The sequence below is a fragment of the Psychrobacter sp. UBA3068 genome (assembly GCF_002366815.1).
In the GTDB taxonomy this organism is placed as follows: Bacteria; Pseudomonadota; Gammaproteobacteria; order Pseudomonadales; family Moraxellaceae; genus Psychrobacter; species Psychrobacter namhaensis.
The window spans coordinates 23,397-39,262 of sequence record NZ_DFBY01000038.1; the positions used below are offsets into that span (position 1 = coordinate 23,397).

17 protein-coding genes are annotated in these 15,866 nt (G+C 44.6%); 11 read left to right on the plus strand and 6 right to left on the minus strand.

Annotated features, from left to right (window positions below):
- The first annotated feature begins 33 nt into the window (after positions 1-33).
- Positions 34-447 (plus strand): sulfurtransferase complex subunit TusD, encoded by a 414-nt coding sequence (tusD, locus tag B2P60_RS09000; protein WP_198333495.1) that lies wholly within the window; start codon positions 34-36, stop codon positions 445-447.
- Between the two features lie 90 nt (positions 448-537).
- On the opposite strand, the gene B2P60_RS09005 is transcribed toward tusD, so the two are convergent.
- Positions 538-1,845 carry an RNA-guided endonuclease InsQ/TnpB family protein gene (locus B2P60_RS09005; protein ID WP_286740858.1) on the minus strand — a complete coding sequence of 436 codons (1,308 nt, stop codon included), beginning with the start codon at positions 1,843-1,845 and terminating at the stop codon, positions 538-540.
- A gap of 74 nt (positions 1,846-1,919) precedes the next feature.
- Between B2P60_RS09005 and tnpA the strand changes: the two genes are divergently transcribed.
- The 4 genes from tnpA (at position 1,920) to B2P60_RS09025 (ending at position 3,526) form a co-directional block, all read left to right on the plus strand.
- Complete coding sequence (tnpA, locus tag B2P60_RS09010) at positions 1,920-2,318, plus strand: IS200/IS605 family transposase (RefSeq protein ID WP_198334751.1); 399 nt, start codon at positions 1,920-1,922, stop codon at positions 2,316-2,318.
- Positions 2,319-2,449: 131 nt separating this feature from the next.
- Positions 2,450-2,773 (plus strand): hypothetical protein, encoded by a 324-nt coding sequence (locus B2P60_RS09015; RefSeq protein WP_286740860.1) that lies wholly within the window; start codon positions 2,450-2,452, stop codon positions 2,771-2,773.
- A 73-nt stretch (positions 2,774-2,846) separates the two neighbouring features.
- The gene (locus B2P60_RS09020; RefSeq protein WP_198334750.1) at positions 2,847-3,176 is read left to right on the plus strand and encodes a hypothetical protein; all 330 of its coding nucleotides are present in this window, start codon (positions 2,847-2,849) and stop codon (positions 3,174-3,176) included.
- 35 nt (positions 3,177-3,211) lie between these two features.
- Positions 3,212-3,526: a TusE/DsrC/DsvC family sulfur relay protein gene (locus tag B2P60_RS09025; RefSeq protein WP_286740889.1), complete on the plus strand. Its 315-nt coding sequence runs from the start codon at positions 3,212-3,214 to the stop codon at positions 3,524-3,526.
- Between the two features lie 99 nt (positions 3,527-3,625).
- Here B2P60_RS09025 and B2P60_RS09030 read toward each other — a convergent pair whose 3' ends face one another.
- Positions 3,626-4,186, minus strand: a complete 561-nt coding sequence (locus tag B2P60_RS09030) for a tRNA (cytidine(34)-2'-O)-methyltransferase (protein WP_286740862.1) — start codon at positions 4,184-4,186, stop codon at positions 3,626-3,628.
- A 258-nt stretch (positions 4,187-4,444) separates the two neighbouring features.
- Between B2P60_RS09030 and B2P60_RS09035 the strand changes: the two genes are divergently transcribed.
- On the plus strand, positions 4,445-4,585 hold the full coding sequence (locus B2P60_RS09035; protein ID WP_286740864.1) for an entericidin A/B family lipoprotein: 141 nt from the start codon (positions 4,445-4,447) through the stop codon (positions 4,583-4,585).
- 116 nt (positions 4,586-4,701) lie between these two features.
- Here the strand turns inward: B2P60_RS09035 and hemW are convergent, their stop codons facing one another.
- Positions 4,702-5,985, minus strand: a complete 1,284-nt coding sequence (gene hemW / locus B2P60_RS09040) for a radical SAM family heme chaperone HemW (protein WP_286740891.1) — start codon at positions 5,983-5,985, stop codon at positions 4,702-4,704.
- A 418-nt stretch (positions 5,986-6,403) separates the two neighbouring features.
- Here hemW and B2P60_RS09045 point away from each other — a divergent pair, with 418 nt between their 5' ends.
- From B2P60_RS09045 to accC, 4 genes are all read left to right on the plus strand, one after another.
- On the plus strand, positions 6,404-6,895 hold the full coding sequence (locus tag B2P60_RS09045) for an EVE domain-containing protein (RefSeq protein ID WP_198334747.1): 492 nt from the start codon (positions 6,404-6,406) through the stop codon (positions 6,893-6,895).
- A 307-nt stretch (positions 6,896-7,202) separates the two neighbouring features.
- Positions 7,203-8,570, plus strand: coding sequence for an MATE family efflux transporter (locus B2P60_RS09050; RefSeq protein WP_286740867.1), 1,368 nt, complete (start codon positions 7,203-7,205; stop codon positions 8,568-8,570).
- A 400-nt stretch (positions 8,571-8,970) separates the two neighbouring features.
- Entirely contained in the window at positions 8,971-9,399 is a 429-nt protein-coding gene (gene accB / locus B2P60_RS09055; protein ID WP_286740870.1) for an acetyl-CoA carboxylase biotin carboxyl carrier protein, read from the plus strand.
- A 126-nt stretch (positions 9,400-9,525) separates the two neighbouring features.
- Entirely contained in the window at positions 9,526-10,887 is a 1,362-nt protein-coding gene (accC, locus tag B2P60_RS09060) for an acetyl-CoA carboxylase biotin carboxylase subunit (protein WP_193006764.1), read from the plus strand.
- Between the two features lie 120 nt (positions 10,888-11,007).
- Here the strand turns inward: accC and B2P60_RS09065 are convergent, their stop codons facing one another.
- Positions 11,008-11,619 carry a hypothetical protein gene (locus B2P60_RS09065; RefSeq protein WP_286740874.1) on the minus strand — a complete coding sequence of 204 codons (612 nt, stop codon included), beginning with the start codon at positions 11,617-11,619 and terminating at the stop codon, positions 11,008-11,010.
- Between the two features lie 316 nt (positions 11,620-11,935).
- Positions 11,936-13,720: a 2-isopropylmalate synthase gene (gene leuA, locus B2P60_RS09070; RefSeq protein ID WP_198334745.1), complete on the minus strand. Its 1,785-nt coding sequence runs from the start codon at positions 13,718-13,720 to the stop codon at positions 11,936-11,938.
- Positions 13,721-13,937: 217 nt separating this feature from the next.
- Between leuA and B2P60_RS09075 the strand changes: the two genes are divergently transcribed.
- Positions 13,938-14,426 (plus strand): Lrp/AsnC family transcriptional regulator, encoded by a 489-nt coding sequence (locus B2P60_RS09075; RefSeq protein WP_193006767.1) that lies wholly within the window; start codon positions 13,938-13,940, stop codon positions 14,424-14,426.
- Positions 14,427-14,436: 10 nt separating this feature from the next.
- Here the strand turns inward: B2P60_RS09075 and B2P60_RS09080 are convergent, their stop codons facing one another.
- The gene (locus B2P60_RS09080; RefSeq protein WP_286740880.1) at positions 14,437-15,687 is read right to left on the minus strand and encodes a YbfB/YjiJ family MFS transporter; all 1,251 of its coding nucleotides are present in this window, start codon (positions 15,685-15,687) and stop codon (positions 14,437-14,439) included.
- Positions 15,688-15,866: the final 179 nt, after the last annotated feature.

Below are 15,866 nucleotides of genomic sequence, written 5' to 3' on the forward strand. Positions count from 1 at the left end.
CAACTTTAGCACAGATGATTGATAAGACCTCCTATGACACCTACTACGCCATTACTCCTATTGACTGCTGATCCTAGTCACCCACTTGCCCATCTGGCATTACGCTATGCTCGCGCTCATTTGCAAAGCACCGCTCATAAAGACAATACCCAAAATAGCACATTAAACGTGTTTTTTTATGGAGACGCTGCTCATATCGCCAATTGTTTACGCTGGCAGTCTGCCGACCAAGTTAACTTAACCAAAGAGTGGCAAAATCTCGCTGAGCAGTACGAGTTGTCACTGCCCGTCTGTGTCAGTACCGCACTCAGTCGCGGTGTCAGCGACACAGATAACAGCACGCGTCATCAACTTGATGGCAATAATCTTGCTAGAGGTTTTGCATTAGTTGGACTTAGTGAGCTTGCCATGATGATGCAAGGCAGTCGTCACTTAATGCAGTTTTAACCGTCTCTCACTGAAATAACGGATCACTTGATTGACATACTCCCACCACTTTCGCCAAGCTCAAATGGGGGATTCTAAAAGCGTTAGCCTTTAGGCGACTTTCTCACGACCGTCGCAAGTTTTCTGTTTCATCGGGTGACCTTGACTGCATCCTCCCTCCGCAGACAAAACGGCATGTCCTGCCGATAAAATATTTTTAGCTGCATTAATATCAGCGTTGGCTTTATACCCGCATTTGACGCACTCGAATTTGGACTGAGTTTGTCTGTTATCTTTAGCGATATGCTTGCATTGATAGCAGGTTTGGCTGGTGTAGCGTGGGTTTACTTTGATAAGTAAGCCGCCGCGCCACTGCTGCTTGTATTCAAGCATATCAATCATCATACCCCAGCCTTGATCTAAAATGGATTTGTTTAATCCTGACTTGGCTTTGACATGACGACCTTTATTCTCCATCGACCCACTTGCTGATGTCGACATATTGGCGACTTTTAAATCCTCACAAGCAATCATGGCGTGGTTTTTGCTGATGCTGGTGGTGAGTTTGTGCAAGTAGTCATGACGAATATTGGCGATATGATGGTGTAGTTTTTGAATCTTACGGTTGTGCTTTTTCCAGTTTTCACTGAATGTTACTTTTTTTGCCAACCCACGCTGTAATTTGGCCAGTTTAACCTGATTGGCTTTAAAGCTGTTCTTGGGTTTGAGGGTTTCACCGTTTGAGGTGGTGAGTAGTTTTGTGATACCCATGTCCAAGCCAATGGCGCTTTTAGAGGGGTGACGAGGATTCTGTGCCAGTTCGCGCTCACACCCAAACGACACGTACCAGTGCCCCGATTTCTTGCTAATGGTGACATTCTTGATGGTGCCGATGATGTCTTGGGATTTTCTGAACTTCACTAGACCAATGCCATTTGGCAGTTTGACTCGATTACCCTCAATACGGCAGTATTTATCAAACTGAACCAAGCGAATGGAGTCGCAGCCATCTGCTTTGCGCTTAAATTGTGGCATCAGTGGACGAAGTTGAATCTCTGTGCCATCAGCCAATTTAAAGAACTTGGGCTTTTTGGGTTTCTTTTTATTTTCTTTTAATCTGGCGTGTACTTTTGGGTCAAAGAATCGTGACCAAGCAGACGCAAGATCACGTACCTTTTGTTGTAAGGTTACGGCATTAGAGCTAGATTTCAGAAAGGCAAAATCAGGGTTGTTCTTTAAGCCAGCAATTTTATTAACGAGGTTGGTGGCATTGATAAATTCATTTTTAGCAAACATCTCAAATGAGATTGCCAGCATGTGATTCCAAACAAAACGCGCTGAGCCGACAAGATTATTTAGAATAATCTCCTGCTCTATAGTAGGCTCAAGCCTAAATTTATACGCTTTGTTGAGTTTCATAAATGCTTTCTTTATTAATGAGTATGTATTTGATATTATGCTTATAATACTAGCATTTAAGGATATTTGTTGCAATGAGTGAGATATATAAAAATCGCCATGCCGCCTTTAATCTTCACGTTCACTTAGTTTTTATTACTAAGTACCGAAAAAAGGTTTTAGGTGAGTTGCATCATGAGTGTTTTAGTCAGTGTGTGGCTGAGGTCTGTAAAAGTTTTGATGCTGAGCTAAAGGAATGTAACGGTGAGGCGGATCACATTCACATGCTTATCCAGTATCCACCAACAGTGCAATTAAGCAAATTGGTTAATAACTTGAAGTCAGTCACAAGTAGGCGAATGAGGGGAGGTTTTATTGATTTAAGAGCAGCTTATTCCAAGCCTGTGCTTTGGTCACGTTCCTACTTTGCAAGCTCTTGTGGCGGTGCGCCATTAGATATTATTAAACAATATATTCAGAACCAGCAAGGCTAGCCAGCGATGCAAAATTCACCGCCACCCTAATGTCGGGTGGAGTCCTCTTTTGCTTTTTTGATAGACTGCAATGTTATAAAACGGACGCTACGATATCGATCCTAGCCGATCAAACAGATTAGGAACCAATCATGAAATTATTAATTCAGCTGCACACGCCGACAGAGATGGCCAGCTATGAAGGCTGTGCGCTTGCGCTAACGTTGGCTACCTTTGGCCATGAAGTACAGCTGTATTTAGACGCCCCTGTCTTTGGCCTATTGATGCAACCTGAGTCACGCTTGCACGGCATGATTCAGTCGCTTGAGCTGTACGATATGCCAGCCGCTTGGCTGCCTGATGATGTCTTTAGTGGCTGGGCCATAGGGATGTTGCCAGCCGATTTGGCCTCACAACTGACACTAGTTCCGGATGTGATAAACTCGCAAGCCTTTGAGCAGATACTGACATTCTAATGGCAGTATCTGCTTAACCCGATATGAACGGCCCTGTTTGATACTAGGATAACTACCGCAATTGGACATCATTATGACAACGTTATATCAATTACACAGTACCATGGACACGCTTAGGCGCAGTACCGAAGAGATGTCGCGCACGTGGCGTACTGGTGACAGTATTGTCTTGCTTGGCACCACGGTCGCTTTTATCGATTGGTTCGATGCCTACGTCGCTGATAGCGAGATACAAGGTATCGCGGGCATTTATGCGCTAGCCGATGATGTGGCTCAGCTCACGACTAATACCAGCGCCAAGTTAAATCTATCCGCGAAATTAAGTGGTGTGTTGACAGACACAGAGTGGGTCAATCTGACTCAAGACAATCAGTTTGATAAAGTCGTGACCATAGCCTTATGAGCAACAATAAGATGACCACCCCTACTATGACCGCTATGAACATTGAGCTAGATCAAGATGGCCATTTGTGTGACCATACTCTTTGGACACCTGATATCGCCCAGCAACTGGCAAACACGTTAGAGGTGGATTTAGGCACTGAGCATGTACAGATTTTGCAACAAGTACGGGCGTTTTTTGCTAAATTTAATCACGCGCCAGCGACAAGGCCGCTCATTAAGTGGCTACAAAAAACCTTGCCGGAGCAAGACATCAGCAATCAAAAATTGCAGCAATTATTCAATACTGGCTTGGTCGCCCGCCATGTCAATCGCCTCGCTGGTCTGCCTAAGCCGCCTAATTGTTTATAAAGACTATTGTTTATAAAGACTATTGTTTATAAAGACTAATGGGGAGTGCTCCGCATTAGTCCTTTAGCATTTTGAGCACACCAGTTAGCACCTGAGTGTTTATTTTGGGTCATAGACGGTTAATGTCTCATAACCGACGCTACGGCCTTCATCACCACGAAAGCCTTGCTGACGCCATATCTCATACAGGCAGATTGCCACGCTATTGGACAAATTTAAACTGCGCGAATCAGCCAGCATCGGCAATCGCAACCAATTGCTCGCACCAATATCTTCACGAATCTTATCTGCCAATCCGGCGGTTTCAGAGCCAAAAACCAGCGCAATATTAGGCATTAAAGCTTCACCTGTGGCCCCAGCCTCTTGCTGACCACTAAAGTCATAGTCATAAAAAGGTTGACTCAGTTTGGTGGTCAGGGCGGTAACGGTTTGGCAGTCAGCAGCTTGTAGTGCCTGTCTGGCTGCCGTCCAATCATCATGTACTTGTAGATGGGCATACTCATGATAGTCCAAGCCTGCACGGCGTAGCTTTTTATCATCAAGCTCAAACCCTAAAGGCCTAACCAAATGCAGCTGGGCGCCCGTATTAGCACATAAACGAATAATATTGCCAGTGTTACTAGGCATTTTGGGGGCTACCAGCACAATGTGAATGGTCATACTAACTCCTTAAGTGGTAAAGCCGAACTATGATGAAATTGATGAGCTGCGTGTAAATAAAAGTTACAGTTTACGGGCAATAATTACATTTTGATACTGGGCAGCGTTTTTAACTTTCTCTATGATGTCTGTAACGGATAGCGAGATAATAGTTATACATTATCAGTGTGTCTAATACCCCCTCAGTGAAGCTTGCGCCCAGCGCTTAGCATCACTGTTATTATTTTTAACAACCCATTTATTTTTGAGGATACTATTATGAAAAAAGTAATCATCGCATCTTTAACTGCTATGTTTGTTCTAACTGGTTGCAACACTTTTAAAGGTTTGGGGCAAGATGTCTCAAGCGCTGGTGATGCCGTAAGTAACACAGCGACAGACGTCAAACAAAAAATCTAAGTTTTAACCTCTTAGACTTTTAAAAGGGCTTATCATTTATTTGATAAGCTCTTTTTTTAGTGTCTTCTTAAGTGTCCTCTTATCTTTTGACCCAAGAGTACGGGTAAAACACCGTGCTATAAAAATGCTCGTAATATCTGATTGAGGTAACGCTGTCCTAATGCTGTCGGCTGTAGCTGCTCAGCGCTGTCTATCAATAATCCCTGCTCCACGAGTTTGCTCACTTGTCCTGCAATGTCACTATAAACCCGCCCCGTTCTTGCGGTAAACAATGCCCAATCTACCCCGCCGTGTAACCGTAGCGCATTTAGCATAAACTCACTAACCAGCTCATCACTAGCAATTTTTTGCCAGCCCACCATTTTTGGTGCATTTTGGTGAGTATCAGAGTGCGCAGCTGGTTGATAGCGCGTACCGTCTTGAAGCATATAATCTTTAGGCAAACGTGATTTGCTAAAGCGATAAATACCTGCCTCTGCCAACCAGTCACTCCCTAGCACTTTATCTTTGTCGGACGGTCTCGACTCATTACTATCTAGTGCTGAGGCGTTGTTGCCTATTGACACTTTGCCATGCGCGCCTGCGCCAATTGCGAGATAATCACCAAATTGCCAATAATTAACATTGTGCCGACATGGTTTATCTGATGCGCCCGCCCAAGCGGAGACCTCATAATTGTTGTAGCCCAATTGCTGTAGTAAGGTTTGACCTGCTTGCTCAATATCCGCCAGATTGTCTTCATCTGGCAGTATAGGCTGGCTACGATAAAACACGGTGTTGGGCTCAATCGTCAACTGATACCAAGAGATATGCGTGGCACCTGCATCGTGCGCCATTTGTATGTCAGCCAGCGCTTCATCCATGCTCTGCTGCGGCAACCCATGCATCAAATCCACATTGACCCGCTCAAAGCCAGCCGCACGCGCGGCCTGAATGGCTGATAATGCCTGAACAGGATCATGTATACGCCCAAGCGTTTGTAATTTATCAGCAGCAAAGCTTTGCACACCAATCGATAAGCGATTGATACCCACACTCAAATACTGGGCAAAAGGTGCGTGCTCTAGCGTGCCTGGATTGGCTTCCATCGTCACTTCGATGTCATCAGCAAATGTAAAGACATGGCGTAGGCCAGAAAATAGTCGTTGATACTGGGCAATGGGCAGCAAGGACGGGGTCCCCCCTCCAATAAATATTGAACCAATCTTGCGCCCTTGAGACAATGACTGTTGCATACTTGCGTCTAGCAGTAGCGCATCTACGTACTCGTCATACATGGAGAGCTGGGTATCTATCGGCAGCTCGTGCGAGTTAAAATCGCAATAAGGACACTTTTTGACACACCACGGGATATGGATATAGAGCGCTAGTGGGATATCCTTTACGTCTATCGTGCCCACAGTGGCGTTATTAGGCGGGCTGATATTGTCTGATACGTGAACAGGTTTGGTATTTGACATAATTGAATGTCTCAATAAATGGTTAGCTGCTGTGATTAGCAAAAGTAGCGCTAGGATAACGGCTAGACCGCATAAAGAAAAGCACGATGATAACAAAAGTATCCATAAAGCCACTTACAAAAATGGGTGTGAACGCTGGTAACTTATCGGCAAGATATAGTCGATACAAGACATAGTTTTACGTTAATGTTGATGTGCGGCTGGGATAAATGCTGCGCCGCCTCTGTCAGCGTAGACACAGCATACAAGTAATCTTTATTCCAGTAGCTGTATATGATGTTTATGGTGGATTAACGCTATCCACAGCGCTTTGATATAAAACGGCTAATCAATAGCCAATAATGGAAGGAGGAAATAGATGGCTTACTGGTTGATGAAATCTAACCCTAAGTTTTTTGGGATTGAGGATTTGCGACGGTTAGAAACAGACAGTTGGGATGGTGTCCGCAACTACCGCGCCCGCAATTTTATGCGCGATGATATGCGTGTTGGTGACAAGGTTTTCTTTTATCATTCTAGCGCCAAACCCTCGGGGGTGGCTGGCATCATGACTGTCAGTAAAGCAGGCTATCCTGATCCCACACAGTTTCACCCTGAGCACCGTCACTACGACCCGCTCGCAACCGAAGACGCACCGCGCTGGTATATGGTCGATGTGACTTTTGAGCAGGCCTTTGTAGACGTTCTACCTTTGTCAGAACTGAAGTTTTTGCCCGCGCTTGAAGACTCGCTGTTGCTTAAAAAAGGCTGTGAGCAGTTGACCATTATGCCACTAGAGCCCAAACATTGGCATGCCATTATGGCCATGGCAGAAACCCTAGATCTTCTATCAGGTGACGCAAAACTTTGATGGTATCCATAAACCTTAATACCGTTGGTCAATTAAAACCACCGGTGAAGAAGCCGTTGACATCATACCCCAGCTTCTTTACCATCTTATTTATTTATGACCTGTCAATCTACTGCTTGGATTGACGGGTTATTTTTATTTTTGTGCCTTCACTTTTATTTTCGTACTCTGTTCATATGGGCTTGCTCATATTATTTATCGGAGTATTATCGGCACTATTCCTATTTTACTGTCTCGCTATTAACTTGTTGATGGCAGTGTTTGCTCATCAATAATAATGACTGCAAAGAATAAAAAGTTGCTCACTATGGTTTTCCCATTATCTTTTAGAGATTTCAAAAGTTACAGTTTACGTTTAGGCGTGCTTGCACTGCCTATTTTAATCACTCAGTTTTGCCAAGCAGCCCTTGGTGTAGTCGATGCCATTATGGCAGGTCAAGTTTCTGCGCTGGACTTGGCGGCTGTGGCTGTTGGCTCTGGGATTTGGCTACCGCTGTTTTTATTAGCCACGGGTGTTTTAATCGCAACCACGCCTCTGATTGGTGAGGCGATAGGGCAAGATCAGCACAGTCAAGTACCCCATATCACGCAACAATCTTTATGGACGGCTGGCGTCATTGGTATTATTGGCTTTATTGTGGTCAATTTAGCCCCAAGTGTACTTGGAATCATGGGTGTACCTGAGAACATCCAGCCGATTGCTACGCAGTATTTGCATGGCGTGTCATTTGGCTTCCCAGCGCTGGCAGTCTATGCCGTGCTACGCAGTTATTGCGAGGCGCTTGGACGACCTGAGCCGGTGACCGTTATTAGTATCATTGGCCTGCTGGCCGATATTCCTCTGAACTATATTTTTATTCATGGTCTGTTTGGGATGCCTGAGATGGGCGGGGCTGGCTGCGGGGTCGCGACGGCCTTAGTGTTATGGATAAACGTGCTATTACTTGCCGCTTACACCAGCTTCACTAAGCGCCAGCAATTTGCCAGCACACGTTTTTTTTATGCCTTTGCCAGTCCGAATCGCACACAGATCAAAAAGCTGCTTAAGCTTGGTATACCTATTGGCATATCCATTTTCTTTGAGGCCAGTCTGTTTAGCTTAGGAGCGCTGGTCATTAGTCCTTTGGGTGAGTTGGCAACCGCCTCACACCAAGTGGCACTGGCCGTAACGTCACAGCTGTTTATGATACCCATATCGGTCGCCATGGCTCTGACCATCATGATCTCCAATCGCTTTGGTGAAAAAAACCTGATGGCGCTACGTCAAGTGCAAGCCACTGGTCTGATATGGACCGTATTGATCGCGCTCACTTGTATGCTGGGAATATGGCTATTTAGACCACAGCTGGCAGCCGCCTTCACTGACAATCCATTGGTGATCGCGCAATCTATGCACCTACTTATATTTGCGCTTGCTTATCAGCTGTTTGATGGATGGCAAGTGAACGTAGCGGGTATATTACGCGGTATGCAGGACACCACCGTCCCAATGTGGGTCACGCTGTTTTGTTATTGGCTGGTTGCTTTACCACTCGGTATTTACTTAGTGCGCTTTACTGACGTCGGTGCTCAAGGGTTTTGGATGGCATTAATCACAGGTCTATTTTTATCCTCTATCCTACTGACCCTACGACTGCGCTATCAACAAAAACGCTTAACCGCTATCTGGCGTTGATTTTGGGTATGTTGATTTAGAGTATAGTTATAAGGCTTTAAAGTGATACAGTGCTACGGGCCTAGCTTTTTTGCTGTCTCTGTTACGCTTACAAATAGCGAGCTAAAATTTATACCCATCACATGAGTATCAGCGTAACTATTTTATTGAGTGCTAACTATGTGCCCATTCAGATATCGTCATTAGTGATAATGACTAGCACTCCATGGGCACATAGACTATGATAAATCATTGAATATTTCTTACTCGCATGCCCGCTTACGTCATAATATGTAAAAAAACTCAGTTAACAACTGTACATCGATTGCTCATTGCCATGAATATAGGTATCATTAGCAGTTATCTACACAATATTTAGTTACACTATTTCTCGAATTTAGTACAAGGCAAGATTAAAACTATGGATATTGAAAAAATACGCACCCTAATTGCACTCATGGAAGAAAGCGAACTGGTTAATTTAGAAATCAGCTCAGACGACGAACATATCAGCTTGACTCGTCACTATGATACGCCTGCCCCTACAATGATGGCCGCTCCTACTGCAGGTGCTGCGCCTATTGCTGCTGCACCAAAACCAGCAGAAAAAGCGGGCAGCGTTGAGACGTCTCCCATGGTTGGTGTTTTCTATTCAGCACCAAGTCCGAACGATCCCCCATTCGTAAAGGTTGGGCAAAAAGTTCAAGCCGGTGATACCTTAGGCATCATTGAAGCCATGAAAATCATGAACCCTCTTGAAGCGACTCAAAGTGGCATTGTTGATGAAATCTTGGTAGATAATTCTGAAGTGGTACAGTTTGGCCAACCTGTCATACGCTATAAAGCGTAACGCTATTTGCCACCCTTTACTTCATTATGACTGATGTCTTTTGATATGTGTGTCACATTATCTTTATAGTACGATGCCATATATCGAGACTCAGTCGATGACTGCCGCTTCGACAAGGATGACCCCATGATAAAAAAACTGCTCATCGCCAATAGAGGTGAGATTGCCCTACGTATTGTTCGAGCTTGTAAAGCACTTGGAATAGAAACCGTTGGCGTCTATTCCACAGCTGATGCAAACTTGATGCATTTGCGCTTTGTTGATGAGGCAATCTGTATTGGCAAACCTAATGCCAATCAAAGCTATCTTGATATCAATACCATTTTGACCGCCGCTGAAATCACCGGTGCTGACGCCATTCATCCTGGTTATGGTTTTTTATCAGAGAATGCTGAGTTTGCTGAACAAGTTGAAGAAGCAGGCTTAACCTTCGTTGGTCCTAACGCTGACCACATCCGCCTAATGGGTAATAAAGTCTCAGCGATTAATGCCATGAAAAAAGCCGGCGTGCCGACAGTGCCAGGCTCTGTGGGTGCTGTCACACTACATAATGCCGAAGAACAAGCGCGCAACATTGGCTTTCCGCTACTGATTAAAGCGGCTTCTGGTGGCGGTGGTCGCGGCATGCGAGTCGTTGAGCGCTTTGATGAGCTCGTCGGACAAGTACAAGCCGCAAAACAAGAAGCTGAACTGTGGTTTGGCGATGACACCGTCTATATGGAACGCTATCTACAAAACCCACGTCACGTAGAAGTACAGGTACTTGGTGATGGTAACGGTAATGCTATCCATCTATACGATCGGGACTGCTCACTGCAGCGTCGTCACCAAAAAGTACTAGAAGAAGCCCCTGCTCCTGACATCCCTGATGACGTACGTGAACCCATCCTAAAAGCTTGCGTAAAAGCTTGTGAGCTGGTGAAGTATCGCGGCGCCGGTACGTTTGAGTTTTTATTTGAAAATAATGAATTTTTCTTTATTGAAATGAATACTCGGGTACAGGTTGAGCATCCAGTCACTGAAATGATTACTGGTATTGATGTGGTCGTTGAACAACTTAAAATTGCTGCGGGCTACGGCTTGTCTTATCGTCAAAGTGAGATTGAGATTCAAGGCCATGCGATTGAATGTCGTATCAATGCTGAAGATCCAGCGACCTTTATGCCGTGCCCTGGTACGGTCAACCAGTTGTTTGCCCCCAGTGGCGCGGGCGTGCGCTTTGACTCACACTTGTATCCTGGGTACGAGATACCCTCGTATTATGATTCATTGATAGGCAAACTCATCTGTCATGGTCAAACCCGCCAACAAGCGGTCTCTAAAACGCTCCATGCCCTTGATGAGCTAGTGATTGAAGGTATCAAGACCAACATACCCCTGCATCGTGATGTCATTTTGGCCGATAAAAACTTTGTTCATGAAGCGCAAAACATTCACTATCTTGAAAGAGAGCTTTTAACCGCAAACCAAGCCAAAAAACCAGCATAACTTTGGCCATAAGCACTCTGCCATAACTTATACACATTAAAAAACCGCTATTGAGTAGCGGTTTTTTAGTGTAATCGAATGGATCTTTTCATAATCGATACGTTTTGTTCACGTCACTGCTTAGGGTAAAATTCTATTGAACCTCATAAAGCATTCTTTACCATCAGGGTCAGCACACCACTGCATGTGATTGTCATCATGATTTAAAAAGGCAATCAACGCTTCATCGGTCTGATCAATCTGATTACCAGAACAGTCTACTTCGTTGTTGTCATACACTGTTTTAAGCGCAATAATAGGCAGCCCTTCTTCACGGTGTGTGATTAAGTAGCGGCCGTACGTCCATTCTTTGCCACTAACTGACCACATCTCATTGTCAGCGCCAAAGTTATATAGCTCACGGCATTGGTTAGATTTTTTAGCAGATGCGATTAATTTTTTATTGGTATTGGGCTGTGTACTAAGAACACGTTTTTCTTCTTGAGTCAGAACCCCACCCTCTATACCAGCAAGCATTTTAGGTTCGTTACTTTCTGCCTTTTGGCCGCCTCTTAATTTAGCTTCCGCTTCTTTTGTCATCGTGACGCCACTATCTAAATCTATCTCCCATTGTCCAGCAATAGCCGGGCTAATGTGAGTGGTAATGGTCGGTTTGGTGATCACTTCACCATTTGCTGGCAATGACGCCAGAATAGATGCCAATGAAAATGAAGCAAATGATAGAGGTTCCATAATTAACCTTTTGATTATAATAATGTGCGCTATGTACATTAGCGTAAGTCTTAGACACCAAAAACACAAGTAACATTATGCTATTCGTCGCGATGTCTGCAAAAAAGACACGATAGATCATGATAACAACTTAGTGTGCTTTGTGTTGACTTACCTTAAAAACAATACAATTGACGTATCGGTCTATATCGAACTGCGTATCATACTAGCACTCTTACTTGCTCAAAAAAATAACGTCATCGCTTTACTTGCAAGACACAAGAAGCAATGACGTTTAAAAAAGAGCTAGTGTTAGCTGTTAAACCGCCCTGTGACGTTAAGCGGCTGTAGTACTTACTGCTTGAGCAAAGGCAGATAAAGCGCCTTTTAGCATGGCCGATACCGTACTGCTGCAAGTACCAATGCCTGAGTAAACCTCACCATCTACATTGAGCTGAATGTAAGCTGCGGCATTCGCATTGGTCTTGTTATCACTATTGGTATCATCATCGATACCGTTACCGCTGTTGTGATGCGGATTAATCGCATGCTCAGCATAGTTAATAATGTGGAGTGATTTACCCGTGTGCTGTGCAAGACCATCAATAAATGATGATAATGGGCCATTACCGGTGCCATCAATATTGATGATTTCACCGTTCATTTGCACTTGACCGTTAAAATAAACGTCACCGCCTTTATTGTTAACACTATAATCTAATAGTTCAAACTTGCCTTGCTGTAGATACGTATCTTCAAAAGTCTGTAAGATTTCATCGTTCTGTAGCTCTCGCGCCGCCATTTCAGCTTGCTTTTGTACCACACCGCTGAAGTCAATTTGCATCCAGCGTGGTAAGTTAAAGCCATAGTTACGTTGTAAAATGTAGGCGACGCCGCCTTTACCAGACTGGCTATTAATACGCACCACATCTTGATAGCTGCGACCAATATGCGCCGGATCAATTGGCAGATAAGCCACATCCCAAACATTGTCGGTCTCATCTTGATGCTTCTCATTATAATCGAGAGACTTCTTGATGGCGTCTTGATGCGAACCGCTAAAGGCTGTAAAGACCAACTCGCCCACATAAGGATGACGGGGGTGCAAAGGTAAATTATTGCACTCACTCACGACCTGTACGATTTCGCTCATGTTACTAAAGTCCAGCTCAGGGTCGATGCCTTGGCTAAATAGGTTCATGGCCATGACCATAATGTCCATGTTACCCGTACGCTCACCGTTACCTAATAGCGTACCCTCGATGCGATCAGCACCAGCAAGGACGCCAAGTTCAGCAGCGGCCACCGCACAGCCACGGTCATTATGCGTGTGCAAACTGATAATCACATGCTCACGCTGGGCAAGGTTTCGGCAAAAGTATTCAACCTGATCGGCAAACACATTAGGCATAGAGGCCTCAACGGTCGCTGGTAAGTTAAGAATCACTTCCTGCCCTTGCTGTGGCTGCCATACTTCACAAACCGCATCACAGACTTCTACGGCATAATCCGTTTCTGTTTGGCTAAAGCTTTCAGGCGAGTACTGGAAAACCCATTCAGTCTCAGGATATTTAGCCGCGTACTCCACCAACAAATTGGCGCCCGCAATAGCAATCTCTTTAATCTCAGCTTTATCTTTACCGTACACTTTTTCACGTTGTACACGGCTGGTTGAATTGTAAACATGAACCACCGCACGCTTTGCGCCCTTTAATGATTCAAAGGTACGAGCAATCAAATGCTCACGAGCCTGTACTAAAACTTGCAACGTCACATCGTCAGGCACATGATTTTCTTCGATGAGTTTACGAGCAAAGTCAAATTCAACCTGTGCAGCTGACGGAAACCCGATCTCAATTTCTTTAAAACCAACGTCTACTAACGTTTTAAAAAAGCGCATTTTTTGTTCGATGGTCATCGGATCAATCAGCGCCTGATTGCCATCGCGCAGGTCCACACTTGCCCATATTGGTGACTTCTCAATCGTCTTGCTCGGCCAAGTGCGATCTGGCAGTGAAGGCGCAAACGCAAAAGGACGATACTTACGGAAGTCAAAAGCGGCGCTTTTTGGTGTCATCTTTGCAGTTTTTGAGGCTACATGACGTGTGGCTTGGTCAGACATAATCAATCCTTAGATGAGGTGGGCGTTTATATTTTTGGCTGAGGGCTGCGATGAGACCATCTGTTTATCATACGAGATAACCCATACTTATACCATTATAATATCAAAATTTTTAGCACAGAAATCAGCTTTCTGTCATTAAAAATCCCACCTTTTTAGTGAAAAACATCTGATAACTGCCTATAATTAGGCAAATCCACTAATAAAGTAGCATATTATGCCAAACAGCCATTCTGATAACGAGGTTTTAGCCGATATAGATGAGACTGATAGACAGTTATTACGCTTATTACAAACGCAGGCACGCATGAGTATTACTGAGCTTGCCGAACGCGTCAACTTATCAGCCACTCCTTGCGCGCGCCGTATTAAACGTTTAGAGGAGGCAGGGATTATTACCGGCTATCATACCAAAACGGATGCACAACAACTGGGCTACCCACTAGCGGTCTTTATTGCGATTAGTATGGACCGTCATACTGCCGAGCGCTTTGAGCAATTTGAAACGAAGATCCAAAGCTTTGATGAAGTCGTCAGCTGTAGTATTGTCACTGGTCGCACAGAAGATTATCTGATTAAAGTTCGGGTGCGTGATATGGCGCATTATGAAGAGTTTCTCTTACACAGACTAAATCGTATCGAAGGCGTCGCACAAGTACACACCAGTTTTGAGTTGCGAGAAGTATTTAGCCGTAGTGTAGTTTAGGTCATGCTCATCAGCTTTCGCGGTTGGTTTGCCGACGGAACAATAAAAGTAGTATCAAACCAATAAATAGACCTATAGCGGCAACGAGTAGCCCGGCATTGAAATTGCCGTTTTGCCCTGCTAAGCCCACTGTCACCAATGGCCCTAAAAACTGTCCTAACGCATAGGCCAGTGTGGCCAGCCCTATGAGCAAATTTGAGTAAGCGGGATTGATGTTTTTAATCAACGTCAGGGTCATTGATACCATACCAACGAAAGTCAGTCCTAGAATGGCGGCATTACCATACAGACCCACAGCCCCGTCAAACCAGAGCGGCAAACACATGCCAAACGCTTGTAATATGGTTAAGCCTATTAAGGTTTTTATTTCCCCGACTCGTTTGGCTAGGGCCCCCCATAAGGGGTTAGAGAGCATCGCAAAAATACCCACAACCAACCAAATGAGTAGCCCTGCATACGTCTGCGTTGTGAGGCGCTGGGCGGCCATAACAGGTAAAAAAGTCGCAGACGTAATATAGCCAAACCCTGCCAGCACGTAGCTTGCTGACAATAAAGCAATGGCTTTATGATGTCCTGCAATAGCTTCGTACAAGGCGTGTTTAAAGCTTAAATACGTTTGATATAGTGAGAGGCGCGGACTGGCATGACTTAAATCAATAGGGTCAGAGTTCTTGGGCCTTATGGCATAGAGTAACCATAAAAGCGGCAGGCTACTCAACCCCGCCACTAGCCAAATGACATCAAAATGATAGCCTAATACCAATAACCACCAAGTCAATATAGCAGAGGCACTGATCCCAACACCGATACCGGCATAATGTACTGCTGAGAGTACCGATCGACGTGCAAGGGTTAAGCTTTGAATGACAAAGGATGAGCTTAAAATCATCGCTATCCCGCTTGCAACACCTGCCAACAGCCGAATCATATACCATAGGCTTAATGACATATCAGGCACAACCAGCAGCATCGTCGTCACGACACTCACCACCGTCCATAGCATCATTGCTTGCCATGTCGAGCGCTGAGGGACGAACATAGCAATGAGTGCGCCGATAAAGTAACCGATGTAATTGATGGAAGCGAGCCAGCCTGCAATCGTCGTCGATAACGACAGTTGCACCATAATATCAGGCAAAGTGGCGGTAAACAAAAAGCGCCCATAACCCATGACCACTGCCATGCAATAAAGACCGATAAAAGCAACGGCGGTTTCATTGGTAATCGTAGGAAACGCCCGGCTTTTGAAAGCAGTCATCATGACAGAGCCATTTTGTGGCAGCTAGCACACAATCCTTTGTGTTAAAACAGTCGAAAACAGTAACGAGCAGATCACTTAAAACATTATGAAAAACATTATGAAAAACATTATGAAAAACATTATGAAAAACTAGGGCGTGTCATCAAATAGAACAATTATTTTAGAATAAGCTATACTAA

Bases quoted from the DNA above. Each gene is read 5' to 3' on its own strand.
- tusD (WP_198333495.1), top strand. From the start codon at position 34: ATGACACCTACTACGCCATTACTCCTATTGACTGCTGATCCTAGTCAC.
- B2P60_RS09005 (WP_286740858.1), bottom strand. From the start codon at position 1,845: ATGAAACTCAACAAAGCGTATAAATTTAGGCTTGAGCCTACTATAGAG.
- tnpA (WP_198334751.1), top strand. From the start codon at position 1,920: ATGAGTGAGATATATAAAAATCGCCATGCCGCCTTTAATCTTCACGTT.
- B2P60_RS09015 (WP_286740860.1), top strand. From the start codon at position 2,450: ATGAAATTATTAATTCAGCTGCACACGCCGACAGAGATGGCCAGCTAT.
- B2P60_RS09020 (WP_198334750.1), top strand. From the start codon at position 2,847: ATGACAACGTTATATCAATTACACAGTACCATGGACACGCTTAGGCGC.
- B2P60_RS09025 (WP_286740889.1), top strand. From the start codon at position 3,212: ATGAACATTGAGCTAGATCAAGATGGCCATTTGTGTGACCATACTCTT.
- B2P60_RS09030 (WP_286740862.1), bottom strand. From the start codon at position 4,186: ATGACCATTCACATTGTGCTGGTAGCCCCCAAAATGCCTAGTAACACT.
- B2P60_RS09035 (WP_286740864.1), top strand. From the start codon at position 4,445: ATGAAAAAAGTAATCATCGCATCTTTAACTGCTATGTTTGTTCTAACT.
- B2P60_RS09045 (WP_198334747.1), top strand. From the start codon at position 6,404: ATGGCTTACTGGTTGATGAAATCTAACCCTAAGTTTTTTGGGATTGAG.
- B2P60_RS09050 (WP_286740867.1), top strand. From the start codon at position 7,203: ATGGTTTTCCCATTATCTTTTAGAGATTTCAAAAGTTACAGTTTACGT.
- accB (WP_286740870.1), top strand. From the start codon at position 8,971: ATGGATATTGAAAAAATACGCACCCTAATTGCACTCATGGAAGAAAGC.
- accC (WP_193006764.1), top strand. From the start codon at position 9,526: ATGATAAAAAAACTGCTCATCGCCAATAGAGGTGAGATTGCCCTACGT.
- B2P60_RS09065 (WP_286740874.1), bottom strand. From the start codon at position 11,619: ATGGAACCTCTATCATTTGCTTCATTTTCATTGGCATCTATTCTGGCG.
- leuA (WP_198334745.1), bottom strand. From the start codon at position 13,720: ATGTCTGACCAAGCCACACGTCATGTAGCCTCAAAAACTGCAAAGATG.
- B2P60_RS09075 (WP_193006767.1), top strand. From the start codon at position 13,938: ATGCCAAACAGCCATTCTGATAACGAGGTTTTAGCCGATATAGATGAG.
- B2P60_RS09080 (WP_286740880.1), bottom strand. From the start codon at position 15,687: ATGATGACTGCTTTCAAAAGCCGGGCGTTTCCTACGATTACCAATGAA.